At 71.6% G+C, this 19,611-nt stretch carries 19 protein-coding genes; 15 read left to right on the top strand and 4 right to left on the bottom strand.

Annotated features, from left to right (window positions below; genetic code table 11):
• Nucleotides 1-119: 119 nt before the first annotated feature.
• Nucleotides 120-926: an Fpg/Nei family DNA glycosylase gene (locus ACIBQZ_RS31950; RefSeq protein ID WP_396092539.1), complete on the top strand. Its 807-nt coding sequence runs from the start codon at nt 120-122 to the stop codon at nt 924-926.
• Here ACIBQZ_RS31950 and ACIBQZ_RS31945 read toward each other — a convergent pair.
• From ACIBQZ_RS31945 to ACIBQZ_RS31935, 3 genes are all read right to left on the bottom strand, one after another.
• Nucleotides 923-2,260, bottom strand: coding sequence for a polysaccharide deacetylase family protein (locus ACIBQZ_RS31945; RefSeq protein ID WP_396092538.1), 1,338 nt, complete (start codon nt 2,258-2,260; stop codon nt 923-925). The two genes, ACIBQZ_RS31950 and ACIBQZ_RS31945, sit on opposite strands and share 4 nt — an antisense overlap.
• 252 nt (nt 2,261-2,512) lie before the next feature.
• On the bottom strand, nt 2,513-3,892 hold the full coding sequence (locus ACIBQZ_RS31940; RefSeq protein WP_396092537.1) for an FAD-dependent oxidoreductase: 1,380 nt from the start codon (nt 3,890-3,892) through the stop codon (nt 2,513-2,515).
• Nucleotides 3,889-5,055, bottom strand: coding sequence for a glutamate--cysteine ligase (locus ACIBQZ_RS31935; RefSeq protein WP_396092536.1), 1,167 nt, complete (start codon nt 5,053-5,055; stop codon nt 3,889-3,891). The genes ACIBQZ_RS31940 and ACIBQZ_RS31935 overlap by 4 nt, the downstream gene beginning before the upstream one ends.
• A 67-nt stretch (nt 5,056-5,122) precedes the next feature.
• On the opposite strand from ACIBQZ_RS31935, the gene ACIBQZ_RS31930 reads away from it, so the two are divergent.
• From ACIBQZ_RS31930 to ACIBQZ_RS31910, 5 genes are all read left to right on the top strand, one after another.
• Entirely contained in the window at nt 5,123-5,407 is a 285-nt protein-coding gene (locus ACIBQZ_RS31930) for a DUF6412 domain-containing protein (RefSeq protein WP_396092535.1), read from the top strand.
• 64 nt (nt 5,408-5,471) lie between these two features.
• On the top strand, nt 5,472-6,161 hold the full coding sequence (yidC, locus tag ACIBQZ_RS31925) for a membrane protein insertase YidC (protein ID WP_396092534.1): 690 nt from the start codon (nt 5,472-5,474) through the stop codon (nt 6,159-6,161).
• Nucleotides 6,162-6,248: 87 nt separating this feature from the next.
• Nucleotides 6,249-7,646, top strand: a complete 1,398-nt coding sequence (locus ACIBQZ_RS31920; protein WP_396092533.1) for a carbohydrate-binding protein — start codon at nt 6,249-6,251, stop codon at nt 7,644-7,646.
• Between the two features lie 160 nt (nt 7,647-7,806).
• Nucleotides 7,807-9,063, top strand: coding sequence for a chitinase (locus ACIBQZ_RS31915; RefSeq protein ID WP_396092532.1), 1,257 nt, complete (start codon nt 7,807-7,809; stop codon nt 9,061-9,063).
• Between the two features lie 30 nt (nt 9,064-9,093).
• Entirely contained in the window at nt 9,094-10,296 is a 1,203-nt protein-coding gene (locus tag ACIBQZ_RS31910) for a chitinase (RefSeq protein WP_396092531.1), read from the top strand.
• A gap of 30 nt (nt 10,297-10,326) precedes the next feature.
• Here ACIBQZ_RS31910 and ACIBQZ_RS31905 read toward each other — a convergent pair whose 3' ends face one another.
• On the bottom strand, nt 10,327-10,992 hold the full coding sequence (locus ACIBQZ_RS31905; protein ID WP_396092530.1) for a DedA family protein: 666 nt from the start codon (nt 10,990-10,992) through the stop codon (nt 10,327-10,329).
• Between the two features lie 93 nt (nt 10,993-11,085).
• On the opposite strand from ACIBQZ_RS31905, the gene ACIBQZ_RS31900 reads away from it, so the two are divergent.
• The 9 genes from ACIBQZ_RS31900 to ACIBQZ_RS31860 all read left to right on the top strand — a co-directional run bounded on the left by ACIBQZ_RS31900 (nt 11,086) and on the right by ACIBQZ_RS31860 (nt 19,477).
• Nucleotides 11,086-11,430: a PadR family transcriptional regulator gene (locus ACIBQZ_RS31900; RefSeq protein WP_396092529.1), complete on the top strand. Its 345-nt coding sequence runs from the start codon at nt 11,086-11,088 to the stop codon at nt 11,428-11,430.
• Nucleotides 11,427-12,446, top strand: a complete 1,020-nt coding sequence (locus ACIBQZ_RS31895; protein ID WP_396092528.1) for a hypothetical protein — start codon at nt 11,427-11,429, stop codon at nt 12,444-12,446. The genes ACIBQZ_RS31900 and ACIBQZ_RS31895 overlap by 4 nt, the downstream gene beginning before the upstream one ends.
• Nucleotides 12,443-13,414, top strand: a complete 972-nt coding sequence (locus tag ACIBQZ_RS31890) for a hypothetical protein (RefSeq protein WP_396092527.1) — start codon at nt 12,443-12,445, stop codon at nt 13,412-13,414. The genes ACIBQZ_RS31895 and ACIBQZ_RS31890 overlap by 4 nt, the downstream gene beginning before the upstream one ends.
• 28 nt (nt 13,415-13,442) lie before the next feature.
• A complete protein-coding gene (locus tag ACIBQZ_RS31885; RefSeq protein ID WP_396092526.1) occupies nt 13,443-15,089 on the top strand; it encodes an alpha-amylase family protein in 1,647 nt (548 codons plus the stop codon).
• Between the two features lie 109 nt (nt 15,090-15,198).
• Nucleotides 15,199-15,957 (top strand): 3-oxoacyl-ACP reductase FabG, encoded by a 759-nt coding sequence (gene fabG, locus ACIBQZ_RS31880; protein ID WP_396092525.1) that lies wholly within the window; start codon nt 15,199-15,201, stop codon nt 15,955-15,957.
• An 84-nt stretch (nt 15,958-16,041) separates the two neighbouring features.
• The gene (locus ACIBQZ_RS31875; protein WP_396092524.1) at nt 16,042-16,443 is read left to right on the top strand and encodes a hypothetical protein; all 402 of its coding nucleotides are present in this window, start codon (nt 16,042-16,044) and stop codon (nt 16,441-16,443) included.
• Between the two features lie 27 nt (nt 16,444-16,470).
• The gene (locus ACIBQZ_RS31870) at nt 16,471-17,910 is read left to right on the top strand and encodes a glutathionylspermidine synthase family protein (RefSeq protein WP_396092523.1); all 1,440 of its coding nucleotides are present in this window, start codon (nt 16,471-16,473) and stop codon (nt 17,908-17,910) included.
• 53 nt (nt 17,911-17,963) lie between these two features.
• Nucleotides 17,964-18,461: a SigE family RNA polymerase sigma factor gene (locus tag ACIBQZ_RS31865; protein WP_396092522.1), complete on the top strand. Its 498-nt coding sequence runs from the start codon at nt 17,964-17,966 to the stop codon at nt 18,459-18,461.
• Entirely contained in the window at nt 18,461-19,477 is a 1,017-nt protein-coding gene (locus tag ACIBQZ_RS31860; RefSeq protein WP_396092521.1) for a hypothetical protein, read from the top strand. The genes ACIBQZ_RS31865 and ACIBQZ_RS31860 overlap by 1 nt, the downstream gene beginning before the upstream one ends.
• Nucleotides 19,478-19,611: the final 134 nt, after the last annotated feature.

The raw sequence follows: 19,611 nt of genomic DNA, 5'->3' as shown, positions 1-19,611 counted from the left end.
CCCTCTCGCACGAGCCGGATGCGTGTCGCACCCACCCGGCATTCGACGTCTACCACCTTCCCCGGTAACGGCGCTTGATCCCAGCGATTCTCCTCAGGGCGAAAGGCTAGGGTTCTCCGGTGCCAGAGGGACACACCATTCACCGCCTCGCCGCCCGGCACCGGGAGCTCTTCGCCGGTCAGACCGTCCGGGTCGCCAGCCCGCAGGGCCGGTTCGCCGCGGGGGCCGCCCTGCTCGACGGCCGCGTGCTGCTCGACACCGAGGCGTACGGCAAGCACCTGCTGCACCATTTCGCCGGCGAGTCGACGCTGCACATCCACCTCGGGCTGTACGGCACGTTCGCCGACGGTGAGCTGCCCGCGCCCGCGCCGGTCGGTCAGGTGCGGTTGCGGCTCTCCGGCGCGCGGCACTGGCTGGAGCTGCGCGGGCCGACCGCCTGTGAGGTGCTCGACCCGGTGCTGGTCGCGGCGTTGCGGGCCCGGCTGGGTCAGGACCCGCTGCGGGACGACGCGTCGCCCCGGCCGGCGTACGCACGGGTGGCGGCGAGCGGCAAACCGGTCTTCGCGCTGCTGCTGGACCAGGCGGTGGTGGCCGGGTGCGGGCTCATCTACGCCAACGAGGTGCTGTTCCGGGCCGGTCTGGCGCCGACGACCCCGGGGCGGGCGATCGGCGCGCAGTGCTGGGACGAGCTCTGGGACGACCTGCGCGCGCTCATGAAGGAGGGTGTCGTCCGGGGACGGATCGACACCGTCCACAGCGCCCACACCCCGGAGGCGATGCAGCGGGCGCCGCGGGTCGACCGGCACGGCGGCGAGGTGTACGTCTACCGCCGCACCGGGCAGCCGTGCCTGGTCTGCGGCACGGCGATCCTGCGGGGGCCGCTGGCCGGCCGCAACCTCTACTGGTGCCCTACCTGCCAGCCTTAGCTGAGCGGCGCCTCGACCAGGGGTTCCGGCTGCGCCTGCGGGATGCCCAGCTCGAACTTCTCGGCCAGCCAGGGCAGCAACTGCTCGTACGCCAGGATGGTGTCCGGCTGGTTGAAGTCGTGGGAGAGCACGATCGCGCCCGGCTTGACGTCCTTCTGCACGCTCTTGACGATCTTCTCGACGTGGGTGGCGTCGTCCTCGTTGTCGGCGTGCTCCCAGTCGCGGGGGTCGACCTCCCAGTAGAGCGAGGTCATGCCGTCGGCGTACGCGGTCTGCACCAGCGGGTCGGTGAAGTTGCCGCCCGGCGCGCGGAAGAACGGGACCTGCGCGCCCGGCACCGCCGCCTCGATCGCCGCGTTGGTGCGGCGCAGGTCGGCCTGGATCTTCGCCGGCTTGGCCCGGCCGATGGTCAGGCTGTGGCTCCAGGTGTGGTTGCAGAGCGTGTGCCCGGCTGCGGCGATCTGCCGGACGATCTCCGGGTGCCGCTTGACCTGCACGCCGACCACGCAGAACGTCGCCTTGACCTGGTATTTGGCGAGCAGCTCGAGGATCTTCGGGGTCTGCACCGGGTCGGGACCGTCGTCGAAGGTGAGCGCGACGGTGGCGGTGCCGGTGGTGCGCAGCGACTGGGCCGGCCCGTCGCCCGGGGGCACCTGGATCACGGGGGACGCCGCCGCGGACGCCGGCGGCTGGGCCGGGCCGGAGGGCTCGGCGGCCGGCTTGCCGGGCGTGGACGAGGTGGGCTTCGGGGCCGCGGCGGGCGCCCCGGCCTCCTGCTGCGGGGTCTTCCCGGGCTTCTTGGCGGGCGCCCTGGTCTCGGTGGCGATCGCGTGGTCGGCGGCGTTGACCGGGTTGACCTCGGTGCCGCCGCGCTGCTGCATGGGCACGACGATCAGCATCAGGCCGACCGCGACCAGGGTGGCCAGCAGCGCCTGCTGCCGGCGCCGGCCGATCAGCAGCCAGGACTCGATCGGCAGGGTGCCCGGGGCGCGGTGGCTGCCGGTGACCGGCGGCCGGCCGCTGTCCGCCAACGCCCACCCGCGGACCGCCTCGGCGGCGTCGCGGACCACGGGCAGTGGGCGCACGGTGATGGCGAGCGGGTCGGTGCTCCGGGCGTGCCGGCCGCGGGCCGGACCGCCGGTCCGGACCGTCCGGCGGGCGGTGCCGGCCGTGCGCCGACCGTCCAGCCGGGACCGCCGCGGGGTCAGGTCGAGAGAGGTACGGCGTCCGCCGGCCACCCTGATCGCCGGCGGCGGCCGGAGCACCGTGGGATCGGCCAGCGACTCGGGGCGCCGGTGCCGTCCGTAGGACGTCTCGCCCTCGAGGATCTGCACGTGCGGGAAACCGCCGGTTGTCGCGGTCAGCGCACCGTCACGTCGGGCGCCGGTCGCCGGCCGGGCCGCGTGTCGCGGCCTGTTCTCCGGCGCCGGTCGGGGTGAGGGGAGCGACGGCATTCGTCATGCCTACCGGTTAACAAGATCGAAAACGATACCGCTTTCGTGATCATTGCCTGACCGAAAGTGATCGATGCAGCTCAGGGCGTTGGCCGCAGAGCGGATTGATGACGACACATCGGACGATAAGCGTCAGCCCGCCGCGTGCACCGCGTCCGTGGCCTTGCGCGCGGCGATCAGCACCGGATCCCACACCGGCGAGAACGGCGGCGCGTAGCTGAGATCGAGCGCCGTCATCTCCTCCACGGTCATCCGGTTCCAGATCGCGATCGCCAGCGCGTCGATCCGCTTGGCCGCCTCCTCGCGACCCACGATCTGCGCGCCGAGCAGCATCCCGGTGCGCTTCTCGGCGATCAGCTTCACCACCATGGTGCTCGCGCCCGGGTAGTAACCGGCCCGGCTGGTCGACTCGACGCTCGCGGTGACGAACGCGAAGCCGGCCCGGTCCGCCTCCTTCTCGCTCAGCCCGGTGCGGGCCACCTCCAGCTCGCACACCTTGGTCACCCCGGTGCCGATCACGCCCGGGAACGTCGCATAACCGCCGCCGATGTTGATGCCCGCGACCCGGCCCTGCTTGTTCGCGTGGGTGCCCAGCGGCACGTGCACCGGCTGGCCGCTGATCCGGTGCACGGTCTGCACGCAGTCGCCGGCCGCCCAGATCCCGTCCAGGTGCCCGTGCGGACCCACCACCCGCATCCGCAGGTCGGTCCGCAGCCCGCCGGTCACCCCGACCGGGATGCCCGAGCGCACGGCGAGCGCGGTGTTGGGGCGTACCCCCAGGCCCAGCACCACGATGTCGGCCGGCAGCGCGCCCTCCGGGGTGACCACCGCGGTGATCCGGCCGTCCCGGGTCTCCAGGCCCCGCACGTGGGTGTTGGTCCGCACCTCGATGCCGAGCCCGCAGATCGCCTCGCGCACCCGCTCGCCCATGTCCGGGTCCACCGTGGACATCGGCTGTGCCGCCTTCTCCAGCAGCGTCACCTCCAGCCCACGCCGGATCATCGCCTCGGCCATCTCCACCCCGATGTAGCCGCCGCCGATCACGACCGCCTTCCGGGGCCGCGGCTCGCCGTCCAGCCAGGCGTGGATGGCCGCACCGTCGTCGAGGGTCTGCACGCCGAAGACGCCGCCGCCGTCGACGCGCGCCCAGTCCGGGGTCACCGGTGTCGCGCCGGTGGCGTACATCAGGTGGTCGAAACCTTCCCGGCGCTCGCCGCCGCCGTCCAGATCGCGCACCACGACCTCGCGCGCGTCCAGGTCGATGCCGGTCACCTCGTGCCGGATGTGCACGGTGATACCGGCGTCCCGGAATTCCTGCGGCCCGCGCGCGATCAGCGCGTCGCGGTCCTTGACCGCCCCGCCGATCCAGTACGGGATCCCGCACGCCGAGTAGGACGTGAAGTGCCCCCGCTCGAACGCGACGATCTCCAGCCGGTCCGGGCCCAGCCGCTTGCGGGCCTGCGACGCGGCGGACATGCCGGCCGCGTCGCCGCCGACCACCACGAGCTTCATCGCCGGCCCCGGGTGACCGCCGCGAGCCAGTCCACGACCGGGTCGACCGAGCCGTGCCGGCCGAACAGCGCCCGCTGCCGGGCGGCGCCGGTGCCGTGCGCCCGCAGCCGGCCCATCAGCACGGTCGCCATCTCCAGGTCGCCGTGCCGTTCCAGCTCCGGGCGGACGTAGTCGAAGAGCTGGCGCATCAGCTTCCAGGCCGGTCGCGGCTCCCGGGTGGCCATGTCGATGTTGACGCCCTCCAGTCCGTCGTGCGCGGCGCGCCAGTGCGCGGCCATCAGCAGCGGGTGCGGCACCTGCGGTGCGGGCCGGCCGTCCTCGACCTCCCGCAGCACCGTCGCCACCAGCCCGCGGGCCAGCGCGGCCAGCAGCATGGCGTCGTCCGGCGTCGGGCAGACGTCACCCATCCGGATCTCCACGGTCGGGTAGTTCGCCGACAGCCGCGCGTACCAGTAGAGCATTCCCTCGTCGAGCATCGCGCCGCTTGCGACCAGGTCGGCGATCATCGTCTCGTACTGCTCGTGCGACTCCAGGTACGGCGTCGGGCCCACCGTGGGCCAGCGCTCCCAGAGCATCGAGCGCCAGCTGGCATAGCCGGTGTCCCGGCCACCGAAGTACGGCGAGTTCGCGGTGGCGGCCTGGAAGATCGGCAGCCAGGGCCGGAGGTGGTTGAGCACCTGCACGCCGGTCTCCGGGTCCGGGACGCTGACGTGCACGTGCATGCCGTTCGAGCCGGCGCCGGGGGACAGGTCGCCGAACCGTTCCCGCATCCGGTGGTAGCGGGGCCGGTCGACGACCCGGAAGGTCTCGCCGGGGAACGGGCTGGCGCCCACCGCGACCAGCCGGGCGCCGGCGCGCTCCGCCGCGGCCGCCAGGCCGGCCCGCAGCCGGGTCATCGACTCGAAGAGGTCGGAGAGCTCCAGCTGCGGCGGGCTTGCGGTCTCGATCTGGCTGCGCATGAACTCGTGCTGGACCGAGTCGCGGATGTCGTCGGGCAGCTGGTCGAAGACCTCCTCGACCAGCTCCACCGCGTGCGGCTCGGCGGCGTCGACCAGCAGGTATTCCTCCTCCACGCCGAGCGTGAGCAGACCCTGGGACTGTGCTTCGTCGGCCATCTCCTCGGAGATCGTGGTCGCCGTCGCCGTGCTCTCCGGAGTAACCATGCCGGCAAATTACCCGTCCGGTCGCGCCCGAAAACGGAGGTTGCGCCACGGGCGTAGCGTCGCGGGCATGGTGCTGCTGGGCTGTTGGGTGTTCGCCGCCCTGCAGAGCCCTGCCGCGGGCACCTCCGCCCAGCTCGCGCTGGGCCTCGCCGTGGTGGCCGCGGCCCTGCTGGTGGTGCTGGCCGCCGCTGTCGTCCCGCTGCCGGCCCGGCAGCCGGCCACCGCCGGTGTCGGCCTGGCGGCGCGGGCCCGCTCCCGGCGGCTGCCCCGGCTGCTGGACCCCGGCGCGGCCGGGCGGCCGCGTCCGCGAGCCCCGTCGGCGTACCCGGCGGTCGTGCTCTCCGCGCGCTGACGCGCGCCCCGGCACCGGCCGTCTCCGCGTCCATTCTCCTTCCCGGGACCGCAGGGGTACGCCCATGTCCATCTCCGCCGCGCTGGACGCCGTTGTCGGTGTCGCGCACTCCGCCCTCGAGGGTCTCGCCACCCTCCTGACCCCGGCCGCCGGTGGGCTCTCCGCCGCCCTGGCCGTCATCGGTTTCACCATCGCCGTCCGGCTGCTGATCAGCCCGCTCAGCTGGCTGCAGGCCCGGTCGGCCCGGCGCGGGGCCGCCCTGGCGCCGCAGCTGGCGGCCCTGCGGGAACGGCACCGCGACGACCCGGTGCTGCTGGCCACCGAGACGCTCGCGCTGCAGCGGGCCAACGGGGCCGGCCCGGGCGCGGCGCTGCTGCCGGCGCTGGCCCAGGCGCCGTTCTTCATGCTCATGTACGGCCTCGTCCAGCCCGGCTCCGGTACGCCCACCGGCGTGCTGGCCGGCCACCTGTTCGGAGTGCCGCTGGCCGCGCACCTCGCCGCCGGGCTGCCGGTCTTCGCCGTGCTGCTGGTGCTGGCCACCGGGCTGGCGTGGTGGTCGTCGCGGCGGGCCCGGCGGTTGCTGCCGGCCGGCGGCGGCCCGGTGCGGTGGCTGCTCGGAGTCGTTCCGTTCCTGACCGTGGTGATGGTCGCCTGGCTGCCCCTGGCCGGCGGCCTCTACCTGGTCACGTCGGCCGCCTGGACGGCGCTTGAGCAGGTGATATGGCGTCGCCCGACGGCCGGTGCAAATCGGTAGTCATCCATATTGACAAAAATCCGTAACACCCTGGAAACTTCGTGAGAGCGCTCTCAGCGGGCCGTCCCCCTCCGAAAGGCCGTTGTCATGAGAAGTTCCGGATACAAGTGGCGGCGGCGGTGGCTGGCCGCCGCCGCGGCAGTGATCGCCGGCGGTGCCTCCGCCCTCTTCGTCGCGCAGGCCGACGCGGCCGTGCCGCCCGCGCCGTCGGGCATGTCGCTGATCTTCAGCGACGATTTCACCGGCGCCGCGGGCACCGGTCTCAACCGCAGCAACTGGCTCTACGACATCGGGACGAGCTATCCCGGCGGCGCGGCGAACTGGGGCACCGGCGAGGTCGAGCGGATGACCGACTCGACGCAGAACGTCTACCACGACGGCAACGGCAACCTGGCGATCAAGCCGATCCGGGACGCCGCCGGCAACTGGACCTCGGGCCGGGTGGAGACCCAGCGCACCGACTTCGCCGCGCCGGCCGGCGGCAAGCTGCGCATCGAGGGCCGGCTGCAACAGCCGAACGTCACCGGGGCGGCGGCCGCGGGCTACTGGCCCGCGTTCTGGACGCTGGGTGACGCGGCGCGGCCGGTGGGCGCGACCAACTGGCCGAGCATCGGCGAGTGGGACATCATGGAGTCGATCAACGGTCGGCCCTCGGTGTTCTCGGCGCTGCACTGCGGCGTCAACCCGGGTGGCCCGTGCAACGAGACCACCGGCCTCGGCAGCGGCGAGAAGTCCTGCCCGACCTGCGGCACCGCCTTCCACACGTACGCGGTGGAGTACGACCGCAGCGTCTCGCCCGAGCAACTGCGCTTCTACCTCGACGGTGCGCAGTACCACCAGGTCAGCGCGAACCAGATGGACGCGACGACCTGGAACAACGCCACCCACCGCGGCGTGTTCATCATCCTCAACGTGGCCATGGGCGGCGGCTTCCCGGCCGCGTTCGGCGGTGGCCCGTTCGCCTCGACCCAGTCCGGCGTGCCGATGCTGGTCGACTACGTGGCCGTGTACCGGTCGGGCACGGGCGGTGGCACGACGCCGCCGACCACGCCGCCCACGACTCCGCCGGCCGGCGGGGTGCGGGACGCCTACGGCCAGATCCAGGCCGAGTCCTACGACGCGGCGTCGGCGGTCATCAAGGAGGCGGCGTCCGAGGGCGGCCAGAACGTCGGCGCGATCAGCAACGGCGACTGGCTCCAGTTCAACAACGTCGACTTCGGCACCGGCGGCGTACGGGACTTCGTGGGGCGGGTGTCCTCGGGGGCGGGGTCCGGCATCAGCGGCCTCGTCGAGGTGCGGATCGACAGCCGCAGCAACGCGCCGATCGGCAGCTTCGCGCTGGCGAACACCGGCGGCTGGCAGTCCTGGCGCTCGGTGCCGGCGAACGTCGCGAACGTCTCCGGGCGGCACACCGTCCACCTGACCTTCACCAGCGGGCAGCCGGCCGACTTCGTCAACGTGAACTGGATCCAGTTCCGCAGGTAGCGGCTTTTATCAATACCTATATGGAAGGGCCGGGGGCGTGAGCAGCGCCTTCGGCCCTTTTCCACCTTAAAGAACTTTAAGGCGCCGGGGTCTGGACTAGTTCTGTTAACAGTCCTAATAATCAACTAACCTCACTGTTCGACGTGGAAGGCCCACCCCCATGCGCCGATCCCTTGTCCTTGCCGTGTCCGCCGCCCTGGTGGCGGCCGGCTCCGCGGTCTACTCAGGCTCGTCCGCGAGCGCGGCCGTCGCCTGTTCCCCGGCCTGGAGCCCCTCGGCGATCTACGTCAACGGCAACAACGTCTCGTACCAGTCGAAGAACTACACCGCGAAGTGGTGGACCACCAACGAGGTCCCGACCGCCAGCGGCCAGTGGGGCGTCTGGGCCGACAAGGGCGCCTGCGAGGGCGGCGTCACGCCGACGACCCCGCCGACGACCCCGCCGACCACGCCACCGACGACCCCGCCCACGACGCCGCCGACGACGCCGCCCACCACGGTGCCGCCCGGCAACGGCACCCTGCCGGCGCACTTCCTCACCGGGTACTGGCAGAACTTCGACAACCCGGCGAACGAGATCAAGCTCGCCGCGGTGCCGAGCACCTACGACCTGATCGCGGTCGCCTTCGCGGACGCCACCGGCACCCCCGGCGCGGTCTCGTTCACCATCGACGCCGGGCTGTCGGCGTCGGTCGGCGGCTACACCAACGACCAGTTCAAGGCCGATGTCGCGACGCTGCACGCGCGCGGCAAGAAGGTCATCATCTCGGTCGGCGGGGAGAAGGGCTCGGTCTCGGTCAACGACGCAACCGCCGCGACCAACTTCGCGAACTCGGTCTACTCGCTGATGCAGACGTACGGCTTCGACGGCGTCGACATCGACCTGGAGAACGGGCTGAACCCGACGTACATGGGCCAGGCGCTGCGCAGCCTGCGGGCCAAGGCCGGGGCGAACCTGATCATCACGATGGCGCCGCAGACCATCGACATGCAGAACCCGGCCGGCTCGTACTTCAAGCTCGCGCTGGACATCAAGGACATCCTCACGGTCGTCTTCACCCAGTACTACAACTCCGGCGCGATGCTCGGCTGCGACCAGAACGCCGCGTACGGCCAGGGCACGGTCAACTTCCTCGTCGCCCTCGCCTGCATCCAGCTGGAGTCCGGGCTGCGCCCCGACCAGGTGGCGCTCGGCGTGCCGGCCACCACCAGCGCGGCCGGCGGCGGCTACGTCGCGCCGTCCGTGGTCAACCAGGCCCTCGACTGCCTGGCCCGCGGCACCAACTGCGGCTCCTTCCGGCCGCCGCGCACCTACCCGGGCCTGCGCGGCGCGATGACCTGGTCGATCAACTGGGACGTCACCGCCGGCAACGGCTGGGCCAACACCGTCAAGCCGCACCTGTCCACCCTGCCCTGATCACCAGCCCCCACTGGAGAGAAGTCCGGAATGAAACTCAGGAAGAAGTACGCCGTCGCGCTGGCGATGGTCCTGGCCGCGGCCGGGGTCGGCACCACGGTCGTGCTCGCGCCGGGCGCCTCGGCGGCCGTCGCCTGTGCGCCGGCCTGGAGCGCCTCGGCGATCTACGTCAAGGACAACCAGGTCTCGTACCAGTCGAAGAACTACACCGCGAAGTGGTGGACCACCAACGAGGTCCCGACCGCCAGCGGGCAGTGGGGCGTCTGGGCCGACAAGGGCGCCTGCGGGGGCGTGGTCGACCCGACCACGCCGCCGACCACCCCGCCCACCACCGGCCCGACGACCCCGCCGGCCACCGGCACCAAGATGGCGTCCGCGCCGTACATCTACCCGGGCTGGGGCAACCCGCCGGCGCCGTCGACGGTCATGAGTGCGACCGGCATCAAGGCCTTCACCATCGCGTTCGTGCTGGCCAACGGCTGTAACCCGGTGTGGGACGGCGAGGGCGGCCTGACCGGCGGCGTGCACGCCAGCACCATCGCGGCGATCCAGGCGGCCGGCGGCAGCGTGGTCCCGTCGATCGGCGGCTGGAGCGGCAACAAGCTCGGCCCCAACTGCGCGACGGCGGAGGCGCTGGCCGGCGCGTACCAGAAGGTGATCGACGCGTTCGGCCTGAAGGCGATCGACATCGACATCGAGAACAGCGACGAGTTCGAGAACACCGTGGTGCAGGACCGCATCCTCGGCGCCCTCAAGATCGTCAAGCAGAAGAACCCCTCGGTGAAGACGATCCTCACCTTCGGCACCTCGCCGACCGGCCCGAACTACTACGGCATCCGGCTGATCACGCAGGCCAAGGCGCTGGGCGCCAACATCGACATCTTCACCCAGATGCCGTTCGACTTCGGCGGCGGCGCGGACATGTACGCCAGCACGGTGGGCGCCTCCGAGGGCCTGAAGAACCAGCTCAAGACGACCTTCGGGTACACCGACGCGCAGGCGTACTCGCACATGGGCATCTCCGGCATGAACGGCCTGTCCGACCAGCAGGAGCTGACCAGCGTCGACACCTGGACCCGGATCCGCGACTACGCGAAGAACAACAACCTCGCGCGGTTCACCTTCTGGGCGGTCAACCGCGACCGCGGCTGCGCCGGCGGCGGCGTGGTCTCCAACTGCAGTGGCATCGCGCAGGCCGACTGGGCCTTCACGAAGATCAGCGCGGGCTTCTGACCCGTCCGGCTCCGGGCGCGCGGCCGTGGATCACCGATCCGCGGTCGCGCGCCGCCGTTTGCGCACCTTCTTGCCGACCCAGGCGGCGATCGCGACAACGAAGAAAGCCATGATCGCGTAGTCGAAGTAGCTGCTGTAGGTCTCCAGCTGCTGCCAGCGGGAGCCGAGCGCGTAGCCGCCGCCGATGAACAGGCAGTTCCACAGGCCGCTGCCGAGCGTGGTGAGCAGCGTGAACGCGCCCAGCTTCATGTGGTTGGCGCCGGCCGGGATGGACACCAGGCTGCGGACCACCGGCGCCATCCGGCCGAAGAAGACCGCGCCCTTCTCGTGCCGTTCGAACCAGCGGTCGGCCAGATTGAGGTCGTCCGCGTCGACCAGCGGGATGCGGTCCAGCCAGCGGCGCAGCCGCTCCTCGCCGAGCGCGTAGCCGAGCCAGTAGAGCGCCAGGGCGCCGAGCACCGAGCCCGCCGTGGCCGCGACGGCGACCAGCACCAGGTCGACCCGGCCCGCGCCGGCCAGGTAGCCGGCCATGGAGAGCACGATCTCGCTGGGGATCGGCGGGATCAGGTTCTCCAGCGCCACCAGCAGGCCGACGCCCACCTCGCCGAGCGACTCGATGACCGATGCCACCCAGCCGGTCAGGCCGCCCAGCTGACTGGGCTCGGTCTCCGCTGCCAGGGTGTACGGCACGCTCATCGGCGCTCCTTCTGCTCGGTCGTAGTGGTCTACCCGCCATCCAGCGTACGAACCGCTTGGCGTATATACATGTCATCGGTATATGCTGCCGGCATGAGCGACTCACCGATGCGGGAACCGACGTTCCTCGTCCTCACCGCGCTGGCCGCCGGCCCGCAGCACGGCTACGCCGTGATCGAGGACGTGGTCCGGATGACCGACAGCCGCGTGCGCCTGCGGGCCGGCACGCTCTACGCCGCCCTCGACCGGCTGCGCGTCGAGGGCCTCATCGAGGTCGACCGCGAAGAGGTCGTGCAGTCCCGGCTGCGCCGCTACTACCGGCTCACGGGCGTGGGCGAGCAGCGGCTGGCCGCCGAGTCCGGCCGACTGCGCCGCCAGGCCACCCTCGCCGAGGGCCGGCTGCGCACCCTGCACGGCCTGGGAGGTGCGTCCGCGTGACCGCGCCGCTCGAGATCCACTACCGCCGGCTGCTCGCGGTCTATCCCGCCGAGCACCGCCGCGCCTACGAGGAGGAGATGGTGGGAGTCCTGATGGCCGGCGCCGAGCCCGGCCAGCGTCGCCCGGCCCTGGCCGACGCCGCCGACCTGCTGTGGTCGGGCCTGGTCGCGCGGCTCGGCCGTGGCGCGCGGGGGCTGCGGGGGACGGCCTGGCGTGACGCGGCGGCCGTGGCCGCCCTGCTCGGCGTCGTGCTGCTCGCGGCCGTGGCCTGCCGCCGGCTGATCGTCGGCCTCACCTACTACCTCCGGTACGACGACCCGATGCGCTTTCTCGGCCTCGACGGCGGCCTGCTCCTCGATGCGGGGGCCCGTTCGCTGGCCTGGCTGGCCGTCCTGGCCGCCGTGCTGCTCGCCGCCCGTCGCACGGCGGTGGCGCTGACCGTCGTGGCGCTGCTCGTGGAGCTGGCCGCGATCGTGGTCTGGCTGCCCAGCCAGGAGTTCCGCGCGATCCGCATGTCCTGGGCTCCGGCCCTGGCCCTGCTCACGCTGGCCCTGCTGGTCCTGTCCCGGCGCGGCCGCCCGGCCACCACGGTCCTGGACCGCCGCGGCCGTGCCCTGACCGCCGCCGGTCTCGCGCTGGCCGGCGTGGGCACGGTTCTGCTCCGGTTCTGGATATCGCCGGCGCAGCTCCTGGGCCTGACCACGATCCCGGAGGTGCTCCTGCCGGCCGCCGCGGCATTCGTGCTCGCCGGCCTGTGGCGCATTCCTGGCCCGGTCCGGCGCCGGGCTCTGGTGCTGCTCGCGCCGGTGCTCGCGGTCCCGGTCGCCCAGCGCCTGGTGGCAGAGGTGATCAGCATCGAGCTGGCGCGGTCGGTGACGCCCGGCATGGTGGTGACCGACGTCCTGCTGCTCCTCGCGGTGCCGTTCCTGGCCTTCGCGCTCGCCGCGGTGGCCTTGCACGCCCGGGAGACCTACACGGTGTCGGTGCGCGTCACGAGCAACAGGGAGGCTGGATGAGCCCGCTGGAACGCCGCTACCGGCGCCTGCTGAGGGTCTATCCACCCGACCACCGCCGGGAATACGAGGAAGAGATGATCGGCGTCCTGCTCGCCGAAACCGCGCCCGGCCGGCGCGGGCCCGGCCCTCGCGACGTGGTCGACCTGGTGCTCTCCGCGCTCGCCGTGCGATGGCGGCGGCGGAGGAGCGGGTTGCGCGACGAACGCTGGGTGCAGGCCGCCCGGGCCGTGCAGGTGTTCGGAAGCCTGCTGCTGCTCGCCGTGGGGCTGCACCGCTTCGCCATCGAGCAGACCGCATTGTTGCGGTACGGCGCGGAGTTCACCCCGCCCGTTCCGTCGGCGGAGCTGCTGCGTCCCGGTGCCTGGGCCCTGGTGCTGCTGCTGGCGCTGCTCGGCCGGCACCGGCTCGCGGCCCTGGCGGCGACGGCCGGGGTGGTCGCGGAAGCGGTCCCGCCACTCGGGCTCTACCTCGACACGCCGGCCCGGCTGCTCGACGTCTACTGGATGCTCGTCGCGGCAACGGTCGTGGCGGTCGCCTCCCTGCTGACCTCAGGGAAGGCGCTGCCTGTGGGGACGGGCAGCGTGGCGGCCGCCGCCGCGCTGGTCGTGATCGGCGGCGTGGGCTCCGTGCTGCTGCACGGATCGACTCCGCAGCTGATGCTGGGCTGGCGTCCGGTGCCGGTGCCTGCGGTTGTCTGCTACGGCGCGGCCGTGGTGCTCGTGGTGCTCGGCGTGCTGCGGTCGCCGGCGCCGGTCCTGCGGCGGCTGGTGGTGGCGGCTGTCCCGATTGTCGTGTGCTGGCCGCTGGTCCGGGTGGGGTTCGGCGGTCTGATCGCCCACAACGTGCGCGCCCCCGAGCCGACGCTGCTCGGTCCGGTGCAGTGGGCAGCCCTGCTGGTGCTGCCGCTGCTGGCCCTGTGGGTGGCTGCCACGCTGAACCGCCGTTACGAGGCCGACCGGGTTTCCTGACGGGTGCAAGGGGACAAGTAGAGAAGCCATGAGCGACCGGTGGTACCAGAAAGCCGTCATCTACTGCGCCGATATCGACACCTTCGCCGACTCCAACGGTGACGGCGTCGGTGACATCAAGGGGTTGATCGGGCGGCTGGACTATCTGGCCCGGTTGGGCATCACCTGCCTGTGGCTCAACCCGATCCATCCGACCCCGGACCGCGACGACGGCTACGACGTGGCGGACTTCTACAACGTGGATCCGCGCTTCGGCAACCTCGGCGACTTCGCCGACCTGCTGCACCAGGCCCGGGACAGGGGCATCCGGGTCATCATCGACCTGGTGGTGAACCACACCTCGGATCAGCACCCGTGGTTCCAGTCGGCCCGGTCGTCGCCGGACTCGCCGTACCGGGACTGGTATGTCTGGTCCGACGCCGAGCCGGAGGACCGCCACCAGGGCATGGTCTTCCCCGGCGAGCAGGCCGAGACGTGGAGCTACGACCGCACCGCCAAGAAGTGGTTCTACCACCGCTTCTACAAGTTCCAGCCGGACCTCAACATCAACAACCCCGAGGTCCGCGAGGAGATCAAGAAGATCTGCGCGTTCTGGCTGCAGCTGGGCGTCTCGGGCTTCCGGATGGACGCGGTGCCGTTCATCGTCGAGCAGACCGAGCCGGGCAACCCCGACTCGCCCAAGGACATGGAGTTCCTCAGCGAGCTGCGCCAGTACATCCAGTGGCGCCAGGGCGACGCGGTGCTGCTGGCCGAGGCGAACGTCGAGCCCGAGCAGCTCAAGGAGTTCTTCGGCGACGCCGGCGGCTCGGCCAACCGGATCCACATGCTGTTCGACTTCATGCTGAACAGCCGGCTCATGCTCTCGCTGGCCCGGGGCAACCCGGAGGCGATCATCGACGCCCTGCGGGACACGCCGAAGCTGCCGGTCGGCGGCCAGTGGGCCACGTTCCTGCGCAACCACGACGAGGTGGACCTGTCCCGGCTCACCGCCGAGCAGCGCGCCGAGGTGTTCGCCGAGTTCGGGCCGGACGAGAACATGCAGCTCTACGGCCGGGGCATCCGGCGCCGGCTGGCCACCATGCTGGGCAACGACCGCCGGCGCATCGAGCTCGCGTATGCGCTGCAGTTCAGCCTGCGCGGCACCCCGGTGCTGCGGTACGGCGAGGAGCTCGGCATGGGCGAGGACCTCACCCAGGACGGCCGCAACGCCATCCGCACCCCGATGCAGTGGTCGCTGGCCGCCAACGGCGGCTTCTCCACCGCCGCGGCCGACCAGCTGGTCCGCCCGGTGATCACCGGCGGCGACTACGGCTACGAGCGGCTCAACGTGACCCTGCAGCGGCACGACACCAAGTCGCTGTTGTCCTGGTTCGAGCGGATGATCCGGACCCTCAAGGAGGCGCCCGAGGTCGGCACCGGCAGCTGCACGCACGTCGACGTGCCCGCGTCGACCGGCTTGCTGGTGCACCGCGCGGACGGCGCCACCGGCACCGTGCTCTTCCTGCACAACCTGGCGCCGGAGGCCGGCGAGGTCGACCTGGGCAGCCTCTACCCGGAGGCCGACTTCCCCAACGACGTGCTCGCCGACCAGGAATACCCGGAGCCCGGCAAGCTCGACAAGCTCACGGTCGGCGGCTACGGCTACCGCTGGATTCGGCTGTGCCGCAAGCCGTGACCAACAACATGCATCTGTGATGCAGAAAGATTGCCCCGGGTGGTAACCCGCCGGTAACGGCTGGGTTAGAGTCGGCCGACCGCGTAACAGATCAACCGGGAGGCCAGCAATGACCCAGCCGAGTCGGGTAGCGATCGTGACCGGTGCCGCACGTGGCATCGGCGAGGCGACCGCGCGCAAGCTCGCCGCCGACGGCATGGCCGTGGCGGTCGTCGACCTCGACGAGGGGGCCTGCGCGAACACGGTGACCGCGATCCACGACGCCGGCGGCACCGCCCTCGCGGTCGGCGCCGACGTCTCCAACGCGGTCCAGGTGGCGGCCGCCGTCGAGCGGGTCACCGCCGAGCTGGGCGCGCCCACGGTGCTGGTCAACAACGCCGGCGTGCTGCGCGACAACCTGCTGTTCAAGATGAGCGACGACGACTGGGAGACCGTGATGGCGGTCCACCTGCGCGGCGCCTTCCTGTTCAGCCGGGCCGTGCAGAAGCACATGGTCGACGCCCAGTGGGGCCGCATCGTGTGCCTGTCCAGCACGTCGGCGCTGGGCAACCGGGGCCAGGCCAACTACGCCGCCGCCAAGGCCGGCCTGCAGGGCTTCACCAAGACGCTGGCGATCGAGCTGGGTCGCTTCGGGGTCACCGCCAACGCGGTCGCGCCCGGGTTCATCGTGACCGATATGACCGCGGCCACCGCGGCCCGGGTCGGCGTCGACTTCGCGGACTTCCAGAAGGCGGCGATCGGTCAGATCCCGGTCGGCCGGGCGGGCCGTCCCGAAGACGTGGCGAACACCGTATCCTTCCTGGTCAGTGAAGGAGCGGGATTCGTCTCCGGCCAGGTCATCTACGTGGCCGGAGGCCCCCGCGACTGAGGTCGTGGCTTGATTCGGCGCGCTACACATGAGTGAGCGGGCCGGACAGGGCGAAGGGTGGAGAAGCCGACTGTGAACCGACGGATGAGCTCTCGGAGCGTGTCGTTGACCAGCACGTTCCTGCTGCTGGCCGCGGGCGGGGTAGCCGCTTGCGACAACGGCGACGAGTACCAGGACGAGGGCTTCTACTGCGCCGACGCCAACGGCGTCGTGGTGGACGAGGACTACTGCGACGACGATGACAACAACGGCGGCGGCGGTGGCGGCTTCTTCATCTGGCACTCGTCCGGCTACCGCTCGGGCTACCCGGTCGGTTCCCGGCTGCCCGCCGGCGGCAGCAAGTTCGCCTACAACGACAAGGCCGCGCGGTCGTCGTTCGGGCTGCCCTCGTCGGGCCGGATCAGCAACGGCACGGTCAAGACCAGCGTCGTCGGCAAGGGCGGCAGCGGCACGTCGGGCAAGTCGTCCAGCCGGTCGGGTGGCTGATCGGTGCGGCGCATCCCGTACGGGCCGGTGCGTGACGGTTGGCGGCTCACCAACTTCAGCCTCGGCCTGACCTACAACGACACCGAGCTGCCGGACGGCACGATGATGTCGTACTGGCAGGAGGGGCCGTACTACGACTTCAGCGCGGCCGAGATCGAGGAGCTGGAGACGGTGACGGCCGCGCTCTACAGCATGTGTCTCGAGGCCGGCGACTGGATGGTGCAGCAGTGCCCCCGGCACACCGCCCAGGGCCGGCGCGACGGCTACTTCGCCTCGGTCTGCGGGCCGGAGACGTGTTTCCTGGCCAGGATCGGCGTGCCGGAGTACACCCACGAGCAGATCATCCGCACCTGGTTCGACGGTGACGCCGAGACCTGGACGCACCAGGACAAGGACCCGGACGGCCGGCTGCCGATGCAGACCCCGGACTTCTCGCCGACCGTCTACGGCCGCTTCGACCTCTGGTACAACGGCGCCGGCAGCACGCCGCGGCTGCTGGAGTACAACGCGCAGACCCCGACGTCGCTGGTCGAGGCCGCGGTCATCCAGTGGCACTGGGTGGACCAGACCGGCGTGACCCAGCACGAGTGGCGGCAGTGGAATTCCATCCACGACCGCCTGGTCGGCTGGGAGGCGGCCGACGGCGAGCCGGCCAACCCCGGCGCCTGGCGGCGCAACATCGGCAAGCTCCGGGAGGCCCGTCCGTGGCTGCCGGAGAAACCCAAGATCTTCTTCGCGTACGAGACCAGCGAGACGTCCGGTGAGGACCGGATGAACGTGGCCTACCTGATGGCGACGGCCGAGGAGGCCGGCTATCCGGTGGAGCTCATCGCGATGAGCCAGATCGGCTGGGACGTGGCCGGCGACCGGGTGCTGTTCGTGCCCGCGCCGGGCCAGGAACACAAGGCGCAGCCGATCGACGTGATCTTCATGCTGTATCCCTGGGAGTGGTTCTGGAACGAGGAGGGCGGCAAGGCCTTCTTCCGGAACATGGCCGATCCCGGCAAGCGCGGCACGGTGTGGATGGAGCCTCCGTACAAGGCGGCGCTGCTGGGCAACAAGGCGCTGCTGCCGGTGCTGTGGAAGCTCTTCGGCGACGACCCGGAACGCGGCAAGTACCTGCTCCCGGCATACTTCGCGGAGTCGTCGAAGGCGGCGAGCCTGACCTCGTACGCGAAAAAGCCGGTCTGGGGCCGCGAGGGCGGCTCGGTCAAGCTGGTCAAGGACGGCGTCACCCTGGTGGACAACCCGTCGGAGTACGGCAACGACGGCCGCTACGTGGTGCAGGAGCTGCTGGAGCTCCCGTCGTTCGACGGCCTGGAGGGCACCGTGCACCCGGTGATCGGCGCCTGGCTGATCGACGGCGAGCCGGCCGGCATGGGCATCCGCGAGGGTCTCGGCACGGAAGGGCTGGTCACCCGGGACAACTGCAACTTCCTGCCGCACACCGTCGGCGCGGATTCCTGAAGTTCCGTCGCGAACCCCTCAACGTTTCGTTTCCGTCGATGCGTTGAGGGGTTGTGACCTTCGAAGAGTTCGTCGCCCTGCGGCTCGGCGCCCTGCTGCGCTACGCCACCGTGGTGACCTGGGACCCGCATCTGGCGGAGGACGTCACCCAGGAGGTGCTCGTCCGGGCCCAGCAGCGGTGGGGCCGGATCGCCGGGCTCGACGCGCCCGAGGCCTACGTCAAGCGCATGGTCGTCAACGAGTTCCTGTCCTGGCGCCGGCGCCGGGCCGCGCGACCGGTGACCCGGGAGTCGCTGGAGGCGGCCGCCGGGAGCGTGCCCGACCACGGCGCCTCCTTGGGTGAGCGCGACGCCATGTGGCGGCTGATCGCCATCCTGCCCGCGAAGCAGCGGGCCGCCGTCGCGCTGCGCTTCTACGAGGACATGTCGTACGACGAGATCGCGGACGCCCTCGGCTGCCGGGCGGTCACCGCCCGTTCCCACGTCTCCCGTGCCCTGCTCGCCCTGCGCGAGCAGCTGCCGTCCGCGCCGATCCTGACCGGGGAGAAGTGATGAGCCGATCCATCGAAGACCTCGTCCGCGCGGCGCAGCACGAGCAGGCCGAGCGGGCCGTCGATCCGCGGCGCATCCTGGCCGCCCTCCCGCAGCGCCGGGTGCGGGCCGTCCGCCGGCGCCGCCTGGCCCTGACGCTCGCTGCCGCGGCCGTCGTCGCGGTGGCGGCCGTCCCGGCCTTTGTCCTCCGCGACGGCCCGGCGCCGCAGCCGCCGAGTGTCACACCGAACCCGAGCGTGTCCGCCGTCGACACCCGCCTCGTGCCGCTGGAGTTCAGCCCCGGCTGGCTGCCGCCGGGCTACGCCGAGTACTACCGCACGGTCCGTCCCGGAGCCGGCCTCACCCGGATGTGGGCGTCGGCCGCGCCGAAGTCCCCGCTGCTCATGGACGACGCGCCGGACCGCCTGGTGATGACCGTCGTCGCCACCGCGGATGCCGAGGTGACCCGGGACGAGGGCGACCAGCCGGTCGACATCAACGGGATCAGCGGCAGCTACCGCCCCGCGGGCCAGCCGGGCGTGTACTGGCAGGCCGGCGCGGTCACGATCGAGATCCGGACGGACGAGCCGGGCCTGCCCCAGGCCACCCTGCTGCGCATCGCCCGCTCGGTGCGGCCCGACCCCGCCGCCCTGCGGCTGCCGTTCACGGTACGGCCGCCGGCCGACCGGGTCGTCGCGTCTCAGACCGTGAAGGGCGTCTCACCCGGCGAGTGGCTCGCGGTGACCGACTTCGGCGAGCTGGATCCCTTCGGTGACATCGTCGCCTCGGGCACGTCGATCAGCATCGGCACGGTGACCCCGGCACCGTCGGGCGGCACCTCGTTGCGGGTGGCCGGGCATCCGGCCCGGTACCGGTACTCCGAGCTCCCGGAGCCGGGCAACTACCTGATCGTGGACCTGGGGAACGGGCTCCAGCTGACCGTCTACTCGATGGAGCTGGACCGGCCGGCGATCGTCGCACTGGCCGAATCCGCGGGGTCGCCGGAGCCCGGGGCCGCCGCCTGGACCGGCAGCTGAGCACACCCGCCGATTCCGGCTGCAAAAGTCTTTTGCACAAGTCTTTAGCACGGAGGTCCTGCGGTATGCCCGTAGATCGGGGCGGCACCGTCATCCTCGGCTTGAACGAGAACGAGGACTTTCAGCCTGCGCCG

The sequence above is a fragment of the Actinoplanes sp. NPDC049599 genome (genome assembly GCF_044465625.1).
In the GTDB taxonomy this organism is placed as follows: Bacteria; Actinomycetota; Actinomycetes; order Mycobacteriales; family Micromonosporaceae; genus Actinoplanes.
The sequence above is the reverse complement of the archived record's forward strand: the minus strand, read 5'-3'. Positions and strand labels throughout refer to the sequence as shown.

Bases quoted from the DNA above. Each gene is read 5' to 3' on its own strand.
- ACIBQZ_RS31890 (WP_396092527.1), top strand. From the start codon at position 12,443: ATGAGCCCGCTGGAACGCCGCTACCGGCGCCTGCTGAGGGTCTATCCA.
- ACIBQZ_RS31920 (WP_396092533.1), top strand. From the start codon at position 6,249: ATGAGAAGTTCCGGATACAAGTGGCGGCGGCGGTGGCTGGCCGCCGCC.
- ACIBQZ_RS31860 (WP_396092521.1), top strand. From the start codon at position 18,461: ATGAGCCGATCCATCGAAGACCTCGTCCGCGCGGCGCAGCACGAGCAG.
- ACIBQZ_RS31940 (WP_396092537.1), bottom strand. From the start codon at position 3,892: ATGAAGCTCGTGGTGGTCGGCGGCGACGCGGCCGGCATGTCCGCCGCG.
- ACIBQZ_RS31875 (WP_396092524.1), top strand. From the start codon at position 16,042: ATGAGCTCTCGGAGCGTGTCGTTGACCAGCACGTTCCTGCTGCTGGCC.
- ACIBQZ_RS31915 (WP_396092532.1), top strand. From the start codon at position 7,807: ATGCGCCGATCCCTTGTCCTTGCCGTGTCCGCCGCCCTGGTGGCGGCC.
- ACIBQZ_RS31910 (WP_396092531.1), top strand. From the start codon at position 9,094: ATGAAACTCAGGAAGAAGTACGCCGTCGCGCTGGCGATGGTCCTGGCC.
- ACIBQZ_RS31905 (WP_396092530.1), bottom strand. From the start codon at position 10,992: ATGAGCGTGCCGTACACCCTGGCAGCGGAGACCGAGCCCAGTCAGCTG.
- ACIBQZ_RS31935 (WP_396092536.1), bottom strand. From the start codon at position 5,055: ATGGTTACTCCGGAGAGCACGGCGACGGCGACCACGATCTCCGAGGAG.
- ACIBQZ_RS31900 (WP_396092529.1), top strand. From the start codon at position 11,086: ATGAGCGACTCACCGATGCGGGAACCGACGTTCCTCGTCCTCACCGCG.
- ACIBQZ_RS31885 (WP_396092526.1), top strand. From the start codon at position 13,443: ATGAGCGACCGGTGGTACCAGAAAGCCGTCATCTACTGCGCCGATATC.
- fabG (WP_396092525.1), top strand. From the start codon at position 15,199: ATGACCCAGCCGAGTCGGGTAGCGATCGTGACCGGTGCCGCACGTGGC.
- yidC (WP_396092534.1), top strand. From the start codon at position 5,472: ATGTCCATCTCCGCCGCGCTGGACGCCGTTGTCGGTGTCGCGCACTCC.
- ACIBQZ_RS31930 (WP_396092535.1), top strand. From the start codon at position 5,123: ATGGTGCTGCTGGGCTGTTGGGTGTTCGCCGCCCTGCAGAGCCCTGCC.